Genomic DNA, 16921 nt, shown 5'->3' with positions numbered 1-16921 from the left:
GGGGCACTATGCGACACCATTTGATCACCGCCGGACTGGCCTTGGTGTTTGGCTTTATCGGCGCTGGGCTGTGGCAGGTCAGCGGCGTAGGCGACCGGCTAACGCGCAATTACCTGATCGAGAACGCCGATGTCCTGCCGGAGATGGCGCAGCGGCTGCAGCGGATGGAAATGGAAGCGCGCCTCGCGGAAGTGGGCGCCGATGCCAATACGGCATTCCCCGGCGCAGTGCTGGGCAACCCCAATGGCTCCAAGATCATGGTCAAGTTTTCCGACTATGCATGCGGCTATTGTCGCCAGGCCGCGCCCGACGTTGCCGCTATGATTGCAGCCGATCCCGACCTCAAGGTCGTGCTGCGCGAATATCCGATCTTCCCGGGCAGTGAAGTCTCGGCCCGCATGGCTCTCGCCGCAGCGAAACAGGGGCGTTTCGCAGAGTTTCACGAAGCGATGTTCTCGCTTGGCCAGCCCACGACAGAGAATGTCCGCGCCGCCGCCGAGATTGCCAAGCTCGATATGGAGCAGGCGCAAGTGGACGGGCAATCGGACGAAATCTCCAGCGAGTTGGCCAAGAATTATGCCCTGGCACAGCGACTTGGCTTCACCGGCACTCCAAGCTGGGTGATCAACGGCCGTCTATACGAGGGTGCGATTGGCCGTAAGGCATTGGAAAACGCGCTGGAAGAGCCCGCCGAGGGATGATCGGGTCCGCCATGGCGGGAATTCGCTTAACGGCGCTACCAGTGCTCGCTTTCATTGCCGCATGCCTGCTGGCGGCATCGCCCGCAGGTGCCACTGGACACAAACCGGATGAGCATTTGCGCGAAGCGCGATTCCACAATGTCGCGTGGCGACTTGCCAAGGGCAATGCGCCTTTTTGCGCCAGTAGCTGGGCTTCGATAGGCCTGACGCTGGGTGCCACCGAAACGCAGCATGACAAGTTCTTCGTTCTGGCCGTGGCGCCTGACTCGCCTGCCGAGCGGGCCGGACTCGTAGCCGGAAATGAGATCATCTCGCTTGAGGGAATGGATTACGATTTCCGCGCCAAGAGCAGCGAGGAAACAGGCGACCGGCTGTATCGCATCCATCGTGCCATAGAGACGCTGCTCGACGAGGCTGGCTCTCTTTCACTCACATGGCAAGATGCGCACAGAGGACGGCAGGAAGCAGTAGTGGAGGCGCAAGGCGTCTGCCCCTCCCGCTTCCTCACGCGCGAAGGCAAGAGAATCGGTGCCGACGGTGTCAACGTCCGCTTCGGAAAAGGATTTGCCGGTTTTGAATATCCCGAAGACGAATTTGCGGCGGCGATAGCACACGAGTTGGCACACAATCTGATGGGCCACCCCTATTGGCTTGATCGCGAAGGTCGCAAACGCAGCAATATCCGGATGACCGAGCGTGAAGCAGACCGACTGATGCCGTGGCTATTGGCCAATGCAGGCTACGATCCGCATGCCGCACGGCGCTTCATGGAGCGCTGGGGACCAAGGCACGGTGGAGGATTGCTGCGCAAGCGCACGCATGATGGCTGGGACGAGCGCGCCGATTCGATCGATTCGGAGGTCGCCCTGGTTGAACAGCTATGGGAAAGCGAAGGCGCAGCCGACTGGCGCGCGCGCTTCGAGCGCGAGGAAGGCCTTGCGGAAGCGAGCCCCTAGCTCTCGTTTTCGACGACCTTGGCGTACATCGAATTGACCGGCCGCGCCATGACCCGGCGGACCATCGGCTCGAAGAACTCAAGCGATTCGCTCTCATAGTCCGGATCGAAGGCCGACTGGTCATACTTCTCGCAAAATTCGGCGCAGGCATCGAAATAGGGGCTGTCCCGGTAGTTCTCGCGGATGTCCGGATCCATTCCCACATGGTGGAAATAGAAATAGCCCTGGAATGCGCCGTGATGCTGGCATATCCAGTGCTCTTCCTCCGAAATGAACGGCTTCAGCAAAGCCGCGGCCACATCGGGGTGATTATATGTGCCGAGCGTGTCGCCGATGTCATGCAGCAATGCCATCACGACGTAAGTTTCGGGGCGTCCGTCACGATGCGCGCGAGTCGCGGTTTGCAAGGAATGCTCCAGCCGATCGACCGGAAAGCCTCCGAAATCTCCGTCCAGCAGCTTGAGATGATCGAGAACGCGATCCGGCAAACCCTTCGCGTGAGCCATGTATTCGCTTGAAATGATGGCCCAATCTTCCTGCGTGCCCTCTTTCATCTCGCGAAACTTGGCGCGTTCCATCTGCGTCGACGTAATCTTCTCTTCAGCACCCATGAGCCAATCTCCTCGCTAGCGAGTGTAGCGACTGGCGCAGGCGGAGACAATTCGTCTAAAGTGACGGGATGGCTGTCTTGCCTTTTCAACCCACGCCGTTCTTCGCCAACAAGAACAGGGCCTTTTGGAACCTGCAGCTCGCCGGGTGGCTGAGCGTGTTCGTGTTCCGCGCCGTTTCGGGCTTTGCAGGCGGGCAGGAATTATCGTTTTTCGTGATCATCCTGATCGAAGCCATCACAGGCTTCTCGGTCACCCTTGTGCTTTCGACGATCTACGGGAAGCTTATCACGCGGCGGCCGCTGGTCACCTGGGGCATGACCGCAATCGTCCTCGCCATCGCCGTGCTGGTCATCGCATCGATCAATGCATGGGTGCTGAGTCTAACCCGCCCCGATAGTGAGGCGAGTTTTACCGCACTCCTGATCGGCTACATGATCTTCCCTATGACGCTGCTCGGCGCGTGGTCGGCGCTTTACTATGCCATCAACTTCTTCCTGCAGGTCGAAGAGCAGACCGACCGGATGGAGCGGCTGGAAGCTCAGGCAACCAGCGCCCAGCTGGCGATGCTGCGATACCAGCTTAACCCGCACTTCCTGTTCAACACGCTGAATTCGATCAGCACACTGGTCCTTCTGAGACAGACCGAACCGGCCAATGCGATGCTGACGCGGCTTTCGTCATTCTTGCGCCACACGCTGGTTTCCCAGCCGGGTAGCAAGGTGACTGTCGCCCAGGAAGTCGAGACATTGATGCTCTATCTCGACATCGAGCGGATGCGGTTCGAGGAAAGGCTGCGAACCGAATTCCGCATCGATCCCGACGTGCGCAATGCCTGCCTGCCCGCCATGTTGCTTCAGCCGCTAGTCGAGAATGCCATAAAATATGCAGTGTCCGCGCAGGAAGAGGGCGCGCAGATCAGCCTTTCCGCTCAACTCGTCGGCAACCGGTTACGCGTCGCCGTATCGGATACCGGACCCGGCTTGCCGCAGCCCGGCGAACCGCTAACGCTGCTCGCCGCCATGCCAGGTGGGGGCAAGGCGGTTTCAACCGGCGTGGGGCTCGCCAATATCAGGGACCGATTGGCCCAGGCCTATGGCGATGAGCACAAGTTCGAGATCCGCAATCCGCCCGAGGGCGGGTTCACCGTGATCATCGAGATCCCGTTCGAAGAATCGGAGGAGGCGGCGCGAGCCGAAGCCGCAATATCCCAGCAACCTCACCGGAACCCGCAGCCCGCTCTTGCCGAAGCGAGCCAATTGGCCAATGGAACAAACGCATGACCATCCGCACCATCATTGTCGACGACGAGAAGCTCGCCATCCAGGGGCTGCAATTGCGGCTCGAACCATTTGAGGATGTCGAAATCGTCGACACCTGTTCGAACGGGCGTGAGGCGATCCGCAAGATCAAGACTATCAAGCCCGACCTGGTTTTTCTCGATATCCAGATGCCGGGTTTTGACGGCTTCTCAGTCGTAAAAGGCGTGATGGAAATCGAACCGCCACTGTTCGTGTTCGTAACCGCTTACCAGGAGCATGCGATCCGAGCGTTCGAGGCCAATGCGGTCAATTACCTGATGAAGCCGGTCGATGAGGACAAGCTCGCCGACACGATCGAACGTGTGCGCCAGCGCCTCGCCGAGAAGCGCTCGACCGAGGAGGCCGAGAAACTCAAGAACGTGCTGACCGAAGTTGCACCCGAAGCGGCGGAAGAATTCGCCGAAACTGAGAGCGAGAGCACCCAGCGATTCGAGAAACTGATCAATGTGAAGGATCGCGGGCAGATCTTCCGCGTCGAAGTGGAATCGATCGAACATATCGAGGCGGCAGGCGACTACATGTGCATCTACACCGGCGACAATTCGCTGATCCTGCGCGAGACCATGAAAGATCTCGAGCGCCGACTCGATCCGCGCAAGTTCCAGCGCGTGCACCGCTCAACTATCGTCAATCTTGATCAGGTGAGGCAGGTTAAGCCGCATACGAATGGTGAGTGCTTCCTGGTTCTCGACAGCGGTGCCGAGGTGAAGGTCAGTCGATCTTATCGTGATGTGGTGGCCAGGTTCGTCCATTGAGCGGATTCACGCTTGGCGGTTTCGATCTCGACGTCTTCGTGCGCGAGACGCTGGCTGAAGACCTGGGCATCGGCCTCCCCGGTGGCGGCCACGATGTGACCTCCGAAAGCGTCATCCCAGCCGATGCGCGGTTCTCCGGCGTCATGGACAGCCGCGATGCGATTGCGGTGGCCGGCCTCCCGATAGCCGAGGCATTTTTCCGCGCGCTCGACCCCGGGATTGAGTTAGAGATGCTGGTTGCTGATGGTGACGAAGTCGAGGCGGGCACGGACCTGATGCGCCTATCCGGCAATGCCCGCGCGATGCTGACTGCCGAACGAAGCGCGCTGAACACGGTCCAACACCTCTCCGGCATTGCCACTATGGTACGCACCTATGTCCGCATGATGGATAATCCCGATTGCACCCTACTCGATACTCGCAAGACGATCCCCGGGCTGCGGATGCTCGAGAAGTACGCCGTTCGCATGGGCGGCGGATCGAACCACCGCATGGGGCTGTGGGATGCAGCGATGATCAAGGACAACCATGTGCTGGTCGCCGGTGATGTCGGCGAAGCAGTGCGCCGCGCGGTCGAGGCGGGGGTTCAGGAAATCATCTGCGAAGTCGATCGGATCGACCAGATCGAACCCGCGCTGCAAGCGGGAGCGACGCGGTTGCTGCTCGACAATATGGACCCACAAACGCTGCGCATCGCGGTTGCGCTGGTGAACGGGCGCGTCCCGACTGAAGCCAGCGGCGGGATCGACATGAACACGATCAAGGCCAAGGCAGCGACCGGAGTGGACTTTGTTTCGGTTGGCAGGCTGACCCAAAGCGCGCCCGCAGCGGATATCGGACTCGATTTCACCCCGGTCTAGTTGCCCGCGCCCGAATTGCATGGCATTCTGGACATGTCCGCATGGGGGAGAAACTAATGCGTCCGCAATCCATATTGATGTTCGAGCGCCTGTATCTGGCCAGTCTGGCGATCGGGATCGCTAACTTTGTGTTCTCCTTCGATCAGGCAGTCTCGATGGTCCAGAACGATCCAGAGCTGTCGGAGCTCGGCTTGGGTTCCGGTTTCGTAATCGCCACAAGCGCGTTCAGTTTCTTCATCTCACTGTTGCTCTGGTATCTGATCGCTCGGCGAGCCAGCTCGATCGCCAAGTGGATTTTGGTGGTCCTGACGGCCTTCGGTTTCGTTTTCATGCTTTTCGATCCGTCGAATTATGGCGGCGTTGCTGGAGCAGTGACCTGGATCACGACGATTTTGCAGCTCGTGGCGCTGGTTTTCCTGTTTCGGGGTGACGCGCGCGCCTGGTTCGACGAGGTGCGTGCGAGCAAGCGCAAGGAAAGGCCATCCGGCAGCGTTACGCTGAAATGAAGCGGGCGGGGCCGGCGCTGGCCGCCGCGGCGGCGTTGCTGGCCCCGGCGCAAGCCGCAGCCCAGGCCTATCAATGCCGCAGCCCTGAACGAGTCATTGTGCCCGATATCGAGCGCGATGGGCCAGTCCGGCAACTACCGATCTCGGGCTATACCATGGCGCTGAGCTGGTCTCCCGAGTTTTGCAAGGGGCGCGGATCACAATCCTCGCACAAACGCCAATGCTCAGGCCGCGAAGGTTCGTTCGGATTGATCGTGCATGGATTGTGGCCCGAAAGTGGACGGACATGGCCGCAGTGGTGCTCTGCGCCGCGAAAGCCGCGGCCGAGCGAGCTCAGCCCCAATATGTGCCTGACGCCTTCTGCGAGGCTTCTCGCACACGAGTGGGCCAAACACGGCAGCTGCATGACAAGGCGCCCGGCGACCTATTACAAGGTCACGCGCATTCTGTTTGGCGCGCTGAGAATGCCCGACCTCGACCGACTTTCGCGCCGCGATGGGCTCAAGGTGGGCGATTTGCGCGAGCAGTGGCACATCGCCAATCCGGGTTGGCGTGGAAAGCGGATCGGAGTGGATGCCAATTCGCGCGGCTGGTTGCGCGAAATCAAGCTTTGCTACGGCAAGGACTTCAAGCCGGTCGATTGCCCGCGTTGGCAAGTTGGCGCGAGAGATAGTGCTGCGCTGAAAATCTGGCGGGGGCTTTAGCTTCCCGGTTCATGCGGAAAAGAAGACCCCCGGCTTGCGATGCAAACCGGGGGCTTCCGAGTTCCAGTGATCAATCCTTCGCCACGTTCAGCCGCCGAAGTTGATCTTGAACCGCACGCCGATTTGACGCGGTGGCAAGATGTTCGTGAAAAAGCGACGCGGATAGACAGGATCGCCATTGAAATCCTGCACGGTCTGGCTGAACAGCGGCGTATTGGCGGCACCGGTTTCGGCAAATTTGTCGAACAGGTTATCCGCAAACAGCGTGGCTGACCAGCGATCCGCTTCGTATGTGACCGCGGCGTTGGCGGTGCCGTAGCCATCCAGCGTCAGGCTGCCGCCGCGCCCGCCAGCGCGTGTGAGAACGCTGCTTTGGTACGAGTAGCTGGCGTTGAAGATCAGGCCGTCGCCATTGGCAAGCGGATGATCGTATGAACCGAAGACCGAGAACTGCGTCTTTGGAGTGCCCGGAAGTCGATCACCTTCCTCCCCGTCTTCGAAGACGGTACCAAATCCGGGAGGATCGATCGCCTGGATGAGCCCTGGCGTGAAATCGGTCAACTCAGCGTCGATGTAGCTGAAATTTCCGCGCAGGCGCAGGCGGTCGGTGGCGCGCCAATTGGCGGACAGTTCGATACCTTTCGCCTCGGCTCCTTCGCCATTAACGGTGATGGGAATGCTGGCGTTGACGGTTGCCGAGCCGAGCTGTGGATCAATCCAGTCAATGTAGTAGGCTGCGCCATTGAAGGTCAGAGCGCCATTTGCCAGCGTCGACTTGAAGCCGATTTCGTAGTTACGGGTTTTGTCCGGGAAGTATTGGCGTTCGTCCCTAGTGGAAAACTGATCCGGATTATCGTCGAACTGCTGCCCCGGCGCCAAGGCACAGGAACCCTGAGTGGCATTGGGATCAAACGAATCGCATTGTCCCAGCCCATTGGTCGCGCCGATCCGATAACCCTCACTGACAGTTGCGTAGACTAGCAAGTCGTCAGACGCCTCGTATGAAGCATTGAATTTATAGAGAAAGCCATTGTCCGACTGCGATAGATCCGGATCGAATGCAGCATTTGCAATCTCGTCCAGCGTCAGCGGCATGTAACTGATGTCCTCGAAGTGCGGGAAATCCACTGAGGCGAACGCTTTCAAATCATAGTCGTAATACCGAGCGCCTGCCGTCAGCGTCAGTCGATCAAACAAAGTGTAGCTCAACTCGCCGAATGCCGCGACTTCTACCAACCGCTGTCGATCAGCAGAGAAGTATTCCAGGTCGTCGGGCCGGTTGGTGTAACCGAAATCCAGGCCCGGCTGGTTCACGAACTCGACAAAGTTCGGAGTGAACTCCGAAGATGAAGCAGCCAAAGTCAGCTTGTTGTAATAACCGCCGACGATCCAGCTGAATGGTCCACCATGCTTTGAAACAAGGCGGACTTCCTGATTGATCCGCTCTTCTTCGCCTTCTTCGAAAGTAAAAGCCGTGAATCCGGGGAACAGCTCGTAGCTGTATTCCAGCGTGATCAGCAGCGGCGATTGGTCGCGCTGACCTTCATCAGCGAAGTTGCTCCAACCTGTGGCCGAGGTCAGTTCAGCGAAGCCCAGGTCAGCAACGACTTCAAGCGCAAGAAGATCGTTCTTGATCTCGTTCGGCTCAACAACGCGCTGAGCGTTTTCGTAGCGACCAACGCTGGGTGTGCCGTCAAGCAGGCCAGGTACATTGTCGCGCCAATGCGATACGCGGCGCCCTTCAATGTCAGCTTCCTGATAGTAATAAGTCAGCGTCGCATCGAGTGCCGGTGTCGGCTGCCAGCGGGCAGCGATACGGCCAGAGATAGTCTCTTCCCCGTCGGCGTCCTTAACCCGATTTAGGCCTTCTGCTGTGTCACCATTGGTCACGCCAATTTCATCGACTACGCCGACATAGTCGATAAAACCGGAATCATCCGACCAGTCTAGTGAGCCGCGAATGGCAAAGGTGTCCGAAACGCCAATGTTTACGGTGAAACCAGTTTCATGGCTGAGGCTCGAAGCCTCCGAGTACTTCGACAGCTCGGCCCGCACTTGTCCGCTAAATTCATTGAATTGCGGCTTGACCGGGATGTATCGGATTGCGCCGCCCAGAGTTCCTGCGCCGTAGAGCGTACCTTGCGGCCCAAGCAGCACCTCGACACGCTCTAGGTCATTCAGCTTGAGATCAACAAATACGGGGATTTCGCCCAGATAGGTCGCGACCGTGCCGCCGCCGTCGTTATCGCCGTCACCGGAGCCAATCGCTTCGACATTGAGCCCGCGCACGATAATAGGGTTACCCTGACGGCCGCCTCGATCGACGACGTTTATGCCGGGAACGAAAGGCAACAGATCAGAAAGTTCGGTCAGGCCTTGCTCTTCGATCTGCTCAGTGCCGACCGCAGCTATATTGAGCGGAATGTCCTGGACCGATTCAGCGCGACGGGTGGCCGTCACAATGATCGTATTCTCATCTTGGGCAGCGCTAGCGCCATCCTGCGCCATCGCAGGGGCGGCAAGGGCCGATGTAAAGATGGTGCCACCAAGCAAGGCGGCTTTGGCGACGCGACCGGTGAAAGGAGCTTTCATGTCTGTCATTCCCTCATATTTTTCGTTGGAAGGCTCAGTCCCGTTGCTGCATAGCAACACGCAAATTTGCTGCGCGCGGGGGCTTGAATTGTCAAACTCGGAAGGGGAGAAATGCCATTAGTGCACAAAACTCCCTGACGGGTGTGGCCAAAAAGGAACTATTTGCGGGCCGCTTCAGACAGGCCCATGCCGCGGCACAAGGGGCTCTCAAGGCTAATCCACGAGCCGATGAAGCGGTCTTGGTCATGGCGGCGATCGCCATTGAGCATGGCAACGCTCCTGGAGCTGCAAAGTTATGTGGCCTGCTGGTCGAACGCGATCTTCAAGCCTGCTGGCTTTCCGTGTTGCTTGCGCGTGTGGCGCTTCTGCAACAAGATCAGGAGGCCGCGCGCGGACATGCCTTGGCGGCCCATAAACTGGGAACAAGAGAGCCGCATATCGCCAACCAGCTGGGCGTCGTCCTCTCGCGAACAGGATGGCATCGCGAGGCAGTGGCGCCATTCCGGATTGCGGTTGGCGGAGTGCCGCAAAGCGCCGACTATCGCTACAATCTGGCAGTGGCACTGCAGTTTGTCGGCGATCTTCAAGAGGCAGAGGCGCAATTCTCTGAGCTAATCGCTCGTCATCCTGACCATGCCAGCGGCTGGTTGGCATTGGTGCAGTTGGCTAGCGCCCCTCTGCCGGATTGGGCACCCGTCCTCGAAGCGCAAATCGCCCAAGCAAGCGACCCCGACAAAAAGTTGTTGTTTGGCCATGCGTTGGCCCGAATCGCCGAAACTCAGAAGCACTGGGACAAGTCATTTAACTGGCTGCAGGAGGCCAAGCGCGCAAAACGAAGTGAAGTCATGCATGATCGCAGAAACGTTGAAGCGTTGGCAGTGGCCGCGCGCGCCGCAGCAGAGCAGCAGAATTTTGCGGACGAGACCGAGGGCGACGAACGCCCCATCTTCATTGTCGGCATGCCGCGCAGCGGGACCACGCTGGTTGAGCGCATCCTGACATCGCACTCCGCTGTCACCTCGGTGGGTGAGCTGTCCGATTTTGCAATTGTTCTTAAACAAGCGCTTGGAACGCCTGGGCCGCATGTGCTTGACCCGGAGGTGCTGCAGGCCGCCGCTAAGTCACCCGATCTGGCTGGCGTCGGGGAGGATTATCTGCGCCGCGCGGGAGCGCTGGCCGGCGAGGCTGCGCGGTTTATCGACAAAATGCCGTTTAACTCCTTCTTTGTGCCTGCAATTCTCAAAGCGCTTCCTGGTGCCCGCATCATCTGCTTGCGGCGATCGCCGCATGATTTGCTCTTCGCCAACTTCAGGCAGCTCTTTGCAACCGGCTTCAGTTATTACTCCTATTCATATGACTTTGGCGATGCGGCGCACTTTATCGCCCAGTTCGAGGAAATGGCTGATCACTATGCCGGGGAGCTGCCTGCTGGACGGTTTCACTCGGTTTGCTACGAAAACGTGATTGCCGATCAACGCGGTGAAACAGAACGGCTGCTGGAGTTCTGCGGTCTCGGCTGGGAAGACGCCTGTATGGATTTCCATCGCAATGTGGAGCCAGTCGCGACGGCAAGCTCGGTTCAGGTGCGCTCCCCACTCTATTCCAGCTCGCTTGAGCAATGGCGTCGATATGGCGAGGGCAGCAAGATCGCTGTCGCTGAACTGGGGCGTTACGGTATTGAACCGGACTAGGGCGAGCATAGAGCCAACAGAACCGATTTGCGCGCAATTCCTGGCTCAGGCAGGCGAACAATCTAGCGCCGGGCTTTGAAGAAGTCCCTGAGCAAGGCAGCCGCTTCCTTTTCGCCCATGCCTGGGTAGACATCGGGCTTGTGCAGACATTGCTCCTGCTCGAAAACGCGCGCGCCGTGCTCAACGGCGCCGCCCTTTGGATCAGAAGCAGCGTAGTAGAGTCGCGCGATCCGGGCATGCCCGATAGCGCCGGCACACATCGCGCAAGGCTCCATTGTTACATAGAGTTCGCAATCGGTCAGCCGCTCCTGCTTGAGAGCGCGGGCCGCCCGGCGAAGCGCCAGGATCTCGGCGTGGGCCGTCGGATCATGCGACATTCGCGGCGAGTTATGCGCTTCGGCCACGATCTCCCCGGCCCGAACGACGACCGCCCCCACCGGCACTTCACCGGCGGAGGCGGCCTGTCTGGCAAGCTCCAGCGCGCGGGCCATATGGGGGCTAGGAAACACCCTGCTGCCCCCGGCCAGAAACGCTGAGAAAAGCCTTATTCGTCGCCGGTAACCGGTTCGCCGTCCGCATCACCGGGCATATCGACATCGACTGTCGGAACGTCAACGGTCACTTCCTCGGTTCCAACGTCCACATCGGCGGTTTCTACGTCGAATTCGGGCAGGTTGCCGCCTTCTACGTCAACGTCAGGCATCTCGCCTTCTTCGGTCTGGTCCACATCGCAAGCGCTCAATGAGAATGCAGCTGCAAATAGCGTAGCAGTTGAAATGATCTTCTTCATCGTAGATTCCTCCAAACATCGCTGCACGGGCCAACACGACTCGACCGCGATCGGGAACATAACGGTCCCCGCGCCCCTTGGTTCCAGCTTGACGGAATCACCTGCCCCCGCTATTCGCGCGCCTTTCCGGGCTCCAAGGGCCTGTCGACAACCCATTTTTGAACGAGATTTATCATGTCGCGTATTTGCGAACTGACTGGCAAGGGCCGCCTGGTGGGCAATAATGTTAGCCACGCCAACAACAAGACCAAACGGGTGTTCCTGCCGAACTTGCAGAATGTCACGCTGATGAGCGAAAAACTCGGTCGCAGCTTCAAATTTCGCGTGTCAACTCAAGGCCTGCGTTCGGTCGAGCACAATGGCGGGCTGGACAATTGGCTGCTCAAGACCAAAGACGAAAAACTTTCGAGCAATGCGCTGAAAGTGAAGCGCGAGCTCAAGAAGGCAGCCAAGGACGCAGCCTAAGCCCTAGGGGGTTTACGGTCATCGCTGAAATTCCAAGAGCGCGCGGCGACCCCGCGCGCTTTTTCGTGCGGCTGCTCATCCCAGCGAAGCTGAATAAGTAGCGTCCTTTGCCAGCGCATGAAATTGTCGTCCGATATCAACCAGATCGATTGCGAACCATCGCTTTCACTAATTGCCGCAATACCTTCGTAGTTATCCATCGGAAACGGCGATTCAAGCCGCGCAACCACTTCACCTTGCAATATTTTCCCGGGCGCGATCTCAGTCGGATCAGCAATGACAAGTGCGCCGTCAAAGCGTGGGGGAATACCGAACCGAAACCTGCGAACCAGCACGAGGATCCGCCCGTCGCGCAATAGTGTCGCGCCGGTCGGGCTGAATCCATTGAGGCCAGAAAAGCGGAACGACGCGGGATTGCCACTTGTCAGGGGATCGCCAGGATAGAGCAGCGCTGGCGAGCCCCTGCGCTCGGCCGCTTCCCCGATAATCAGAAAACTGCCGTCGGCCAGTCGCTCGCTTGCTTCTGCGCCAGATCGGCTCGGCCAATCGGCCATAGCCGAAAGAGTCACGGTGCGCCGCGATCCGCCAAAGTCCACGCGCTCCAGCGTGTTGAGGTTCTCATATGTCGCCCACAATGTGCCCGATCCGGGATCATGGGCTAGTGACTCAAGATCAGACAACCGTTTGATACGAGTGGGGTTGGGCCCGAAGTAGCCAAGCTTGGCGGAAGGGATAGCAGTGGTCAGTGGAAGGGTGAGTTCCATGCGCCTTGCCCTGTCACTCGCGGCCAGAAGAGTTCGATCGTCGAGCGCAGCCAATGCAGAGAAGCCGCCGAAATGCTCGTTCGTGCTGCGAAGCTCCCACGCACCAACGACTTCAAGCCGGCCAATCTTCTCGGGGAGGTCGCTCAGCTGCAACACTTCAACTGGCGCACTATGATCCAATCGTGGGGGCTCCGTGCGCCACCACAGACCTGGCGCTAGTCCCAGCAGGACAACGATCAAAAGGATAGCCCTAGATCGGCGGGAATCTCCGCGCTGCCGGTCAAGCTGCATGGACGGAGCCTACACCTAGCGCATCGGGCCGGCGAACAGCAGCGGATCGAGACGCGCATCGCGCCATTTCAGGCTCCAGTGCAGGTGCGGACCCGTCGCTCGGCCGCTAGATCCCACGGTCCCGAGACGTTCGCCCTGGCGCACCACTTGCCCCTCCTCAACCGCGATTGATTCGCTATGAAGGAAGGCGCTGTTGAGGCCTTGGCCATGGTCGATGATAATCAAATGACCTTCGAGCGAAAACGGGGTCTTCGCCGCCAACGTCACGACGCCATCGGCGGGGGCCACAAATGGTGTTCCGCGGCCCGGCGCAATATCGATGCCAGAATGGTAGCTTCCAGTTTCGCCGCGATAAATCCGCTGCGAGCCAAACCTTCCCGAGATCCTGCCGGTCACGGGCCAGATAAAATCCCGCGTCCAGCCAGTCGAATCGCTATTCTTCTCCCGCGCCGCGTTGATGGCATTCCATTCCGGCTCACGTTTCTTCCACCAGGCTTCACTGCTACCACCGCTGCGCTTGGCGACATTGACGTGCTCTATGTTCCATGCGCGCGGCGCCACCACGAGCGTTTCAATGATCTGGCGCCCATCTTCGAGGCGCGCGCGCAGGGTCGCCTCGGCCCCTTCATCGCGGTCAAATGCAGCAAAGAAGGTTCCGTCTTCTGCCAGCTCAAGCCGCTCGTTTCCGAGGAAAGCTTCGACGGCTCCCGCCGGCGCGGTTCCGCGAAGCCAGCCGCCCTGGGTCAATTCTCCGCTGTAGCGAAATGCAGCTATGACAGGTTCACGTGCAGCTTCAGACGTTGGCACCGCTTGAGATTCTGCAATGCCAGGATGGGCAGTCTGAGAGGAATTCTGGGCTTCAGCAGAACATCCACACAAACCAAGCAGGGCGTAGCATCCAAGATTGAGCAGGCTAGGCGTCATGCATGGCCGAGCGCGCGCTTCGTGGCGATCTGCGCGCTGACGTAAGGTTCCTGCAGCTCAACGCTCCAATAGCGCAGCTCCTCGAGCGGAATCGGATCGCCCGTCACCGCACAAGTTACATGCTGCCCCGGTCGCATGACGCGGAACCCGTTGGGGCCATAAACGAGCTTGGCTTCGCTGTTTCCTGAATTCATTAACATGGCGCGCGCCTTAGCAAGGAAGAGCTATCCGAACAAATCATCCTGACCGGGTGTGGCCGCTTTCGGCTTAGCTCGCGATGAACGCCTGGGCGGTGCACCTTTGGCAACCCTACCTGCAGGAACCACATCCAGCGCGCCATCCCGAAACTTCAGCGAGAGCGCAGTCTCCTTCGCCGCCTCAGTGCGGTCAGTAAGCGTCTGGCCCGCGCTCCCAATGACGCGAACATAGCCCCGCGCAAGCACCGAATCAGGATCAAGCGAGGTCATCAGCCTCACTGTGGCAGCAATCCGTTGACTGGCCTCGCGCCAACCGCGCTGGAGCACAGCTGGCGAGAGGCGCGCGGCATTGAGCCGCTCGCGCCCATGCGCCGCACGATCGCGCAGGCCCCGCCGCAAACGCTCCGCCAAATCGTCGAGCTTCTGCGCCTGAGGTTGCAAGAGGGCTTCAGATGCTGGCAGTCGATCTGCCCGCCCGGCAAGTCTTTCCCGACCAAGCTGGACCGGGCGCTGTATTGCGCGCTTCTGCCGCAAGCCATAGTCCTCAAGCGTTGCCGCCAACTCGGCCCGAACAGGCACCGCTATCTCGGCAGCAGCCGTGGGCGTGGGCGCGCGGCGATCGGCCGCAAAGTCTGACAGCGTCGTGTCTGTCTCGTGCCCCACTGCGCTGATGGTGGGGATGGGGCATTCGGCAATGGCTCGGACGACCACTTCTTCGTTGAAGGCCCACAGATCCTCAATCGAGCCGCCCCCTCGCGCGACAATCACCAGGTCCGGCCGCGAGATCCCGCTCCTGGGCTCGAGCTGTGAGAAGCCGCGCACCGCTGCTGCTATCTGTTCTGCTGCGCCTTGACCCTGAACCAGCACCGGCCAAACCAGTACGTGTGTGGGGAAGCGATCAGCCAACCTATGCAGGATATCGCGGATCACAGCCCCGGTTGGTGACGTCACGACACCGATAGTCTTCGGCAGGAAGGGCAAAGGCTGCTTGCGATCGCGTGAAAACAAACCCTCGGCATCGAGCCGCAGGCGCGTTTTCTCCAGCAACGCCAGCAATGCCCCTTCGCCTGCCAGTTCGAGGCTATCAATCACGATCTGGTATTTCGAGCGCCCGGGATAGGTGGTAAGTTTCCCGCTCGCGACCACTTCCAGACCATCTTCTGGAGCAAAGGAGAGCCGCGATGTATTTCCGCGCCACATTACCCCGTCAATTACGGCTTTCTCATCTTTGAGTGCGCAATACATATGCCCTGAAGCGGCGCGCTTCACTCCGGAGAGCTCGCCGCGCAGGCGAACATAGCCGAAGCGATCCTCGACAGCGCGCTTGAGCAGGTTCGAAATCTCGGTGATCGAGAGCGGCGCGGCGTTGTCGCCCGACTGCTCCCGCGCTACCAGCCCGCCCGAGCCATCCGTGTCGTCACCATTTCCCGTAGGAGCGCCAGCCATGAATATCCTTCTACTCGGTTCGGGTGGCCGCGAACATGCGCTGGCATGGAAACTTGCGCAATCCCCCTCGCTGGCCAAACTGTACTCCGCACCCGGAAATCCGGGCATGTCCGAAGGTGCCGAGCTGGTATCATTGGATGCCGGCGATCATGCGGCGGTGGCTACGTTCTGCGACGAACACGACATTGGCTTGGTTGTGGTTGGGCCGGAAGCTCCTCTGGTTGATGGGCTGGCCGACAGCTTGCGCGCTGGAGGCATTGCCGTCTTCGGGCCCTCGAAGGCGGCGGCCCAGCTGGAGGGCAGCAAAAGCTTCACCAAGGCCCTGTGCGACCGCGCTGGTATTCCCACGGCAGGCTACGTGCATACGCACTCGCTGGCAGATGCAATCTCCGCGCTGGATGAATTCACGGCGCCTTACGTTCTCAAGGCTGACGGGCTGGCTGCCGGCAAGGGCGTGGTCATTGCCGAAACCCGCGCAGAGGCGGAGGCGGCGCTCGCCGACATGTTCGGCGGGCAGTTCGGCGAAGCGGGCGCGGAAGTGGTTATTGAGGAGTTCCTCACCGGCGAGGAGGCGAGCTTCTTTGCGCTTACGGATGGCGCCGCAATTCTACCTTTCGGTACAGCGCAGGATCACAAGCGCGTTGGAGAGGGGGATGTTGGTCCCAATACGGGCGGTATGGGGGCCTATTCACCTGCGCCGGTCTTGACCAAAGAGCTGCAGGCGCGAGCGATGCGCGAGATCATCGAGCCGACCGTTTCTACCATGGCCGCCGAGGGAATGCCTTATTCGGGAGTGCTCTACGCCGGTCTGATGCTGACGGCGGATGGCCCCAAGTTGATCGAGTACAATTGCCGCTTCGGCGACCCCGAATGCCAGGTGCTGATGATGCGACTGGAAGACGATCTCGCCGAACTGATGCTGGCCTGTGCCGAGGGAAGGCTTGGCGAAGGACGCGAGGCCCGTTTCGATCAGCACACTGCGCTCACCGTTGTGATGGCGGCCAAGGGATATCCGGGCGCTCCCGAGAAAGGCGGCGCGATCAATCTTCCCTCAAGCGAAGATGGCGGCGCAAAAGTCTTCCATGCCGGAACATCGCTCGACGGCGATCAGCTCGTCGCCAGCGGCGGGCGCGTCCTTAATGTGACGGCACTTGGCGCGAACGTTACAGGAGCTAAGGCGGCCGCCTATGCAGCGGTCGATGCTATAGATTTTCCAAGCGGATTCTGCCGCCGGGACATTGGCTGGCGCGAGGTTGCGCGCGAGCGAGGATAACTCCGCCCAGAGTCCCAAACTTGATTCAGATCAATGCAGCGCGCTGCAATAGGTCTAGTCTCCCGAATGAGAAGGC

At 59.7% G+C, this 16921-nt stretch carries 18 protein-coding genes; 10 read left to right on the top strand and 8 right to left on the bottom strand.

Translation table 11 applies throughout. The features are described 5' to 3' along the window. The first annotated feature begins 8 nt into the window (after positions 1-8). Together ACEWMW_RS04905 and ACEWMW_RS04900 are read left to right on the top strand one after the other, a co-directional pair. Entirely contained in the window at positions 9-701 is a 693-nt protein-coding gene (locus ACEWMW_RS04905; RefSeq protein WP_409412774.1) for a DsbA family protein, read from the top strand. 11 nt (positions 702-712) lie between these two features. Then, positions 713-1657 (top strand): hypothetical protein, encoded by a 945-nt coding sequence (locus ACEWMW_RS04900; RefSeq protein WP_409412773.1) that lies wholly within the window; start codon positions 713-715, stop codon positions 1655-1657. On the opposite strand, the gene ACEWMW_RS04895 is transcribed toward ACEWMW_RS04900, so the two are convergent. Continuing rightward, positions 1654-2268, bottom strand: a complete 615-nt coding sequence (locus ACEWMW_RS04895) for an HD domain-containing protein (protein ID WP_409412772.1) — start codon at positions 2266-2268, stop codon at positions 1654-1656. The genes ACEWMW_RS04900 and ACEWMW_RS04895 overlap by 4 nt on opposite strands. Before the next feature lie 68 nt (positions 2269-2336). Between ACEWMW_RS04895 and ACEWMW_RS04890 the strand changes: the two genes are divergently transcribed. Genes ACEWMW_RS04890 through ACEWMW_RS04870 form a run of 5 tightly spaced genes read left to right on the top strand, consistent with a single transcriptional unit; the run spans position 2337 to position 6412 of the window. After that, the gene (locus ACEWMW_RS04890; RefSeq protein WP_409412771.1) at positions 2337-3548 is read left to right on the top strand and encodes a sensor histidine kinase; all 1212 of its coding nucleotides are present in this window, start codon (positions 2337-2339) and stop codon (positions 3546-3548) included. Continuing rightward, positions 3545-4342 carry a LytR/AlgR family response regulator transcription factor gene (locus tag ACEWMW_RS04885; protein ID WP_409412770.1) on the top strand — a complete coding sequence of 266 codons (798 nt, stop codon included), beginning with the start codon at positions 3545-3547 and terminating at the stop codon, positions 4340-4342. Before ACEWMW_RS04890 ends, ACEWMW_RS04885 begins: the two co-directional genes overlap by 4 nt. Beyond that, positions 4339-5202 (top strand): carboxylating nicotinate-nucleotide diphosphorylase, encoded by an 864-nt coding sequence (gene nadC, locus ACEWMW_RS04880; protein WP_409412769.1) that lies wholly within the window; start codon positions 4339-4341, stop codon positions 5200-5202. The genes ACEWMW_RS04885 and nadC overlap by 4 nt, the downstream gene beginning before the upstream one ends. A 56-nt stretch (positions 5203-5258) precedes the next feature. Then, positions 5259-5708 (top strand): hypothetical protein, encoded by a 450-nt coding sequence (locus ACEWMW_RS04875; protein ID WP_409412768.1) that lies wholly within the window; start codon positions 5259-5261, stop codon positions 5706-5708. Then, a complete protein-coding gene (locus ACEWMW_RS04870) occupies positions 5705-6412 on the top strand; it encodes a ribonuclease T2 family protein (protein WP_409412767.1) in 708 nt (235 codons plus the stop codon). The genes ACEWMW_RS04875 and ACEWMW_RS04870 overlap by 4 nt, the downstream gene beginning before the upstream one ends. Before the next feature lie 87 nt (positions 6413-6499). Here ACEWMW_RS04870 and ACEWMW_RS04865 read toward each other — a convergent pair whose 3' ends face one another. Continuing rightward, positions 6500-9004, bottom strand: a complete 2505-nt coding sequence (locus ACEWMW_RS04865) for a TonB-dependent receptor (protein WP_409412766.1) — start codon at positions 9002-9004, stop codon at positions 6500-6502. 143 nt (positions 9005-9147) lie between these two features. Between ACEWMW_RS04865 and ACEWMW_RS04860 the strand changes: the two genes are divergently transcribed. Next, positions 9148-10695: a tetratricopeptide repeat-containing sulfotransferase family protein gene (locus tag ACEWMW_RS04860; protein ID WP_409412765.1), complete on the top strand. Its 1548-nt coding sequence runs from the start codon at positions 9148-9150 to the stop codon at positions 10693-10695. Positions 10696-10757: 62 nt separating this feature from the next. On the opposite strand, the gene ACEWMW_RS04855 is transcribed toward ACEWMW_RS04860, so the two are convergent. Together ACEWMW_RS04855 and ACEWMW_RS04850 are read right to left on the bottom strand one after the other, a co-directional pair. Further along, positions 10758-11186, bottom strand: a complete 429-nt coding sequence (locus tag ACEWMW_RS04855) for a nucleoside deaminase (protein WP_409412764.1) — start codon at positions 11184-11186, stop codon at positions 10758-10760. Between the two features lie 53 nt (positions 11187-11239). Next, entirely contained in the window at positions 11240-11485 is a 246-nt protein-coding gene (locus tag ACEWMW_RS04850; RefSeq protein WP_409412763.1) for a hypothetical protein, read from the bottom strand. A gap of 174 nt (positions 11486-11659) precedes the next feature. Between ACEWMW_RS04850 and rpmB the strand changes: the two genes are divergently transcribed. Continuing rightward, the gene (gene rpmB, locus ACEWMW_RS04845; protein ID WP_409412762.1) at positions 11660-11950 is read left to right on the top strand and encodes a 50S ribosomal protein L28; all 291 of its coding nucleotides are present in this window, start codon (positions 11660-11662) and stop codon (positions 11948-11950) included. On the opposite strand, the gene ACEWMW_RS04840 is transcribed toward rpmB, so the two are convergent. The 4 genes from ACEWMW_RS04840 to xseA all read right to left on the bottom strand — a co-directional run bounded on the left by ACEWMW_RS04840 (position 11947) and on the right by xseA (position 15572). After that, positions 11947-12894, bottom strand: a complete 948-nt coding sequence (locus ACEWMW_RS04840) for an esterase-like activity of phytase family protein (RefSeq protein WP_409412761.1) — start codon at positions 12892-12894, stop codon at positions 11947-11949. The genes rpmB and ACEWMW_RS04840 overlap by 4 nt on opposite strands. A 126-nt stretch (positions 12895-13020) precedes the next feature. Beyond that, on the bottom strand, positions 13021-13812 hold the full coding sequence (locus ACEWMW_RS04835) for a M23 family metallopeptidase (protein ID WP_409412760.1): 792 nt from the start codon (positions 13810-13812) through the stop codon (positions 13021-13023). A 113-nt stretch (positions 13813-13925) separates the two neighbouring features. Further along, on the bottom strand, positions 13926-14129 hold the full coding sequence (locus ACEWMW_RS04830) for a DUF2093 domain-containing protein (RefSeq protein ID WP_409412759.1): 204 nt from the start codon (positions 14127-14129) through the stop codon (positions 13926-13928). A 24-nt stretch (positions 14130-14153) separates the two neighbouring features. Next, positions 14154-15572, bottom strand: a complete 1419-nt coding sequence (gene xseA, locus ACEWMW_RS04825) for an exodeoxyribonuclease VII large subunit (RefSeq protein WP_409412758.1) — start codon at positions 15570-15572, stop codon at positions 14154-14156. Between xseA and purD the strand changes: the two genes are divergently transcribed. Beyond that, complete coding sequence (purD, locus tag ACEWMW_RS04820) at positions 15571-16845, top strand: phosphoribosylamine--glycine ligase (RefSeq protein WP_409412757.1); 1275 nt, start codon at positions 15571-15573, stop codon at positions 16843-16845. The two genes, xseA and purD, sit on opposite strands and share 2 nt — an antisense overlap. Positions 16846-16921 lie beyond the last annotated feature (76 nt).

Source organism: Litorerythrobacter xanthomarinus (assembly GCF_046254955.1).
Lineage (GTDB): Bacteria > Pseudomonadota > Alphaproteobacteria > Sphingomonadales > Sphingomonadaceae > Qipengyuania_C.
The sequence above is the reverse complement of the archived record's forward strand: the minus strand, read 5'-3'. Positions and strand labels throughout refer to the sequence as shown.

What these genes read in the sequence shown, in the direction of transcription:
- ACEWMW_RS04905 (WP_409412774.1), top strand. Translation starts at nt 9, where the DNA reads ATGCGACACCATTTGATCACCGCCGGACTGGCCTTGGTGTTTGGCTTT.
- ACEWMW_RS04900 (WP_409412773.1), top strand. Translation starts at nt 713, where the DNA reads ATGGCGGGAATTCGCTTAACGGCGCTACCAGTGCTCGCTTTCATTGCC.
- ACEWMW_RS04895 (WP_409412772.1), bottom strand. Translation starts at nt 2,268, where the DNA reads ATGGGTGCTGAAGAGAAGATTACGTCGACGCAGATGGAACGCGCCAAG.
- ACEWMW_RS04890 (WP_409412771.1), top strand. Translation starts at nt 2,337, where the DNA reads ATGGCTGTCTTGCCTTTTCAACCCACGCCGTTCTTCGCCAACAAGAAC.
- ACEWMW_RS04885 (WP_409412770.1), top strand. Translation starts at nt 3,545, where the DNA reads ATGACCATCCGCACCATCATTGTCGACGACGAGAAGCTCGCCATCCAG.
- ACEWMW_RS04875 (WP_409412768.1), top strand. Translation starts at nt 5,259, where the DNA reads ATGCGTCCGCAATCCATATTGATGTTCGAGCGCCTGTATCTGGCCAGT.
- ACEWMW_RS04870 (WP_409412767.1), top strand. Translation starts at nt 5,705, where the DNA reads ATGAAGCGGGCGGGGCCGGCGCTGGCCGCCGCGGCGGCGTTGCTGGCC.
- ACEWMW_RS04865 (WP_409412766.1), bottom strand. Translation starts at nt 9,004, where the DNA reads ATGAAAGCTCCTTTCACCGGTCGCGTCGCCAAAGCCGCCTTGCTTGGT.
- ACEWMW_RS04855 (WP_409412764.1), bottom strand. Translation starts at nt 11,186, where the DNA reads ATGGCCCGCGCGCTGGAGCTTGCCAGACAGGCCGCCTCCGCCGGTGAA.
- ACEWMW_RS04850 (WP_409412763.1), bottom strand. Translation starts at nt 11,485, where the DNA reads ATGAAGAAGATCATTTCAACTGCTACGCTATTTGCAGCTGCATTCTCA.
- rpmB (WP_409412762.1), top strand. Translation starts at nt 11,660, where the DNA reads ATGTCGCGTATTTGCGAACTGACTGGCAAGGGCCGCCTGGTGGGCAAT.
- ACEWMW_RS04830 (WP_409412759.1), bottom strand. Translation starts at nt 14,129, where the DNA reads ATGTTAATGAATTCAGGAAACAGCGAAGCCAAGCTCGTTTATGGCCCC.
- purD (WP_409412757.1), top strand. Translation starts at nt 15,571, where the DNA reads ATGAATATCCTTCTACTCGGTTCGGGTGGCCGCGAACATGCGCTGGCA.
- xseA (WP_409412758.1), bottom strand. Translation starts at nt 15,572, where the DNA reads ATGGCTGGCGCTCCTACGGGAAATGGTGACGACACGGATGGCTCGGGC.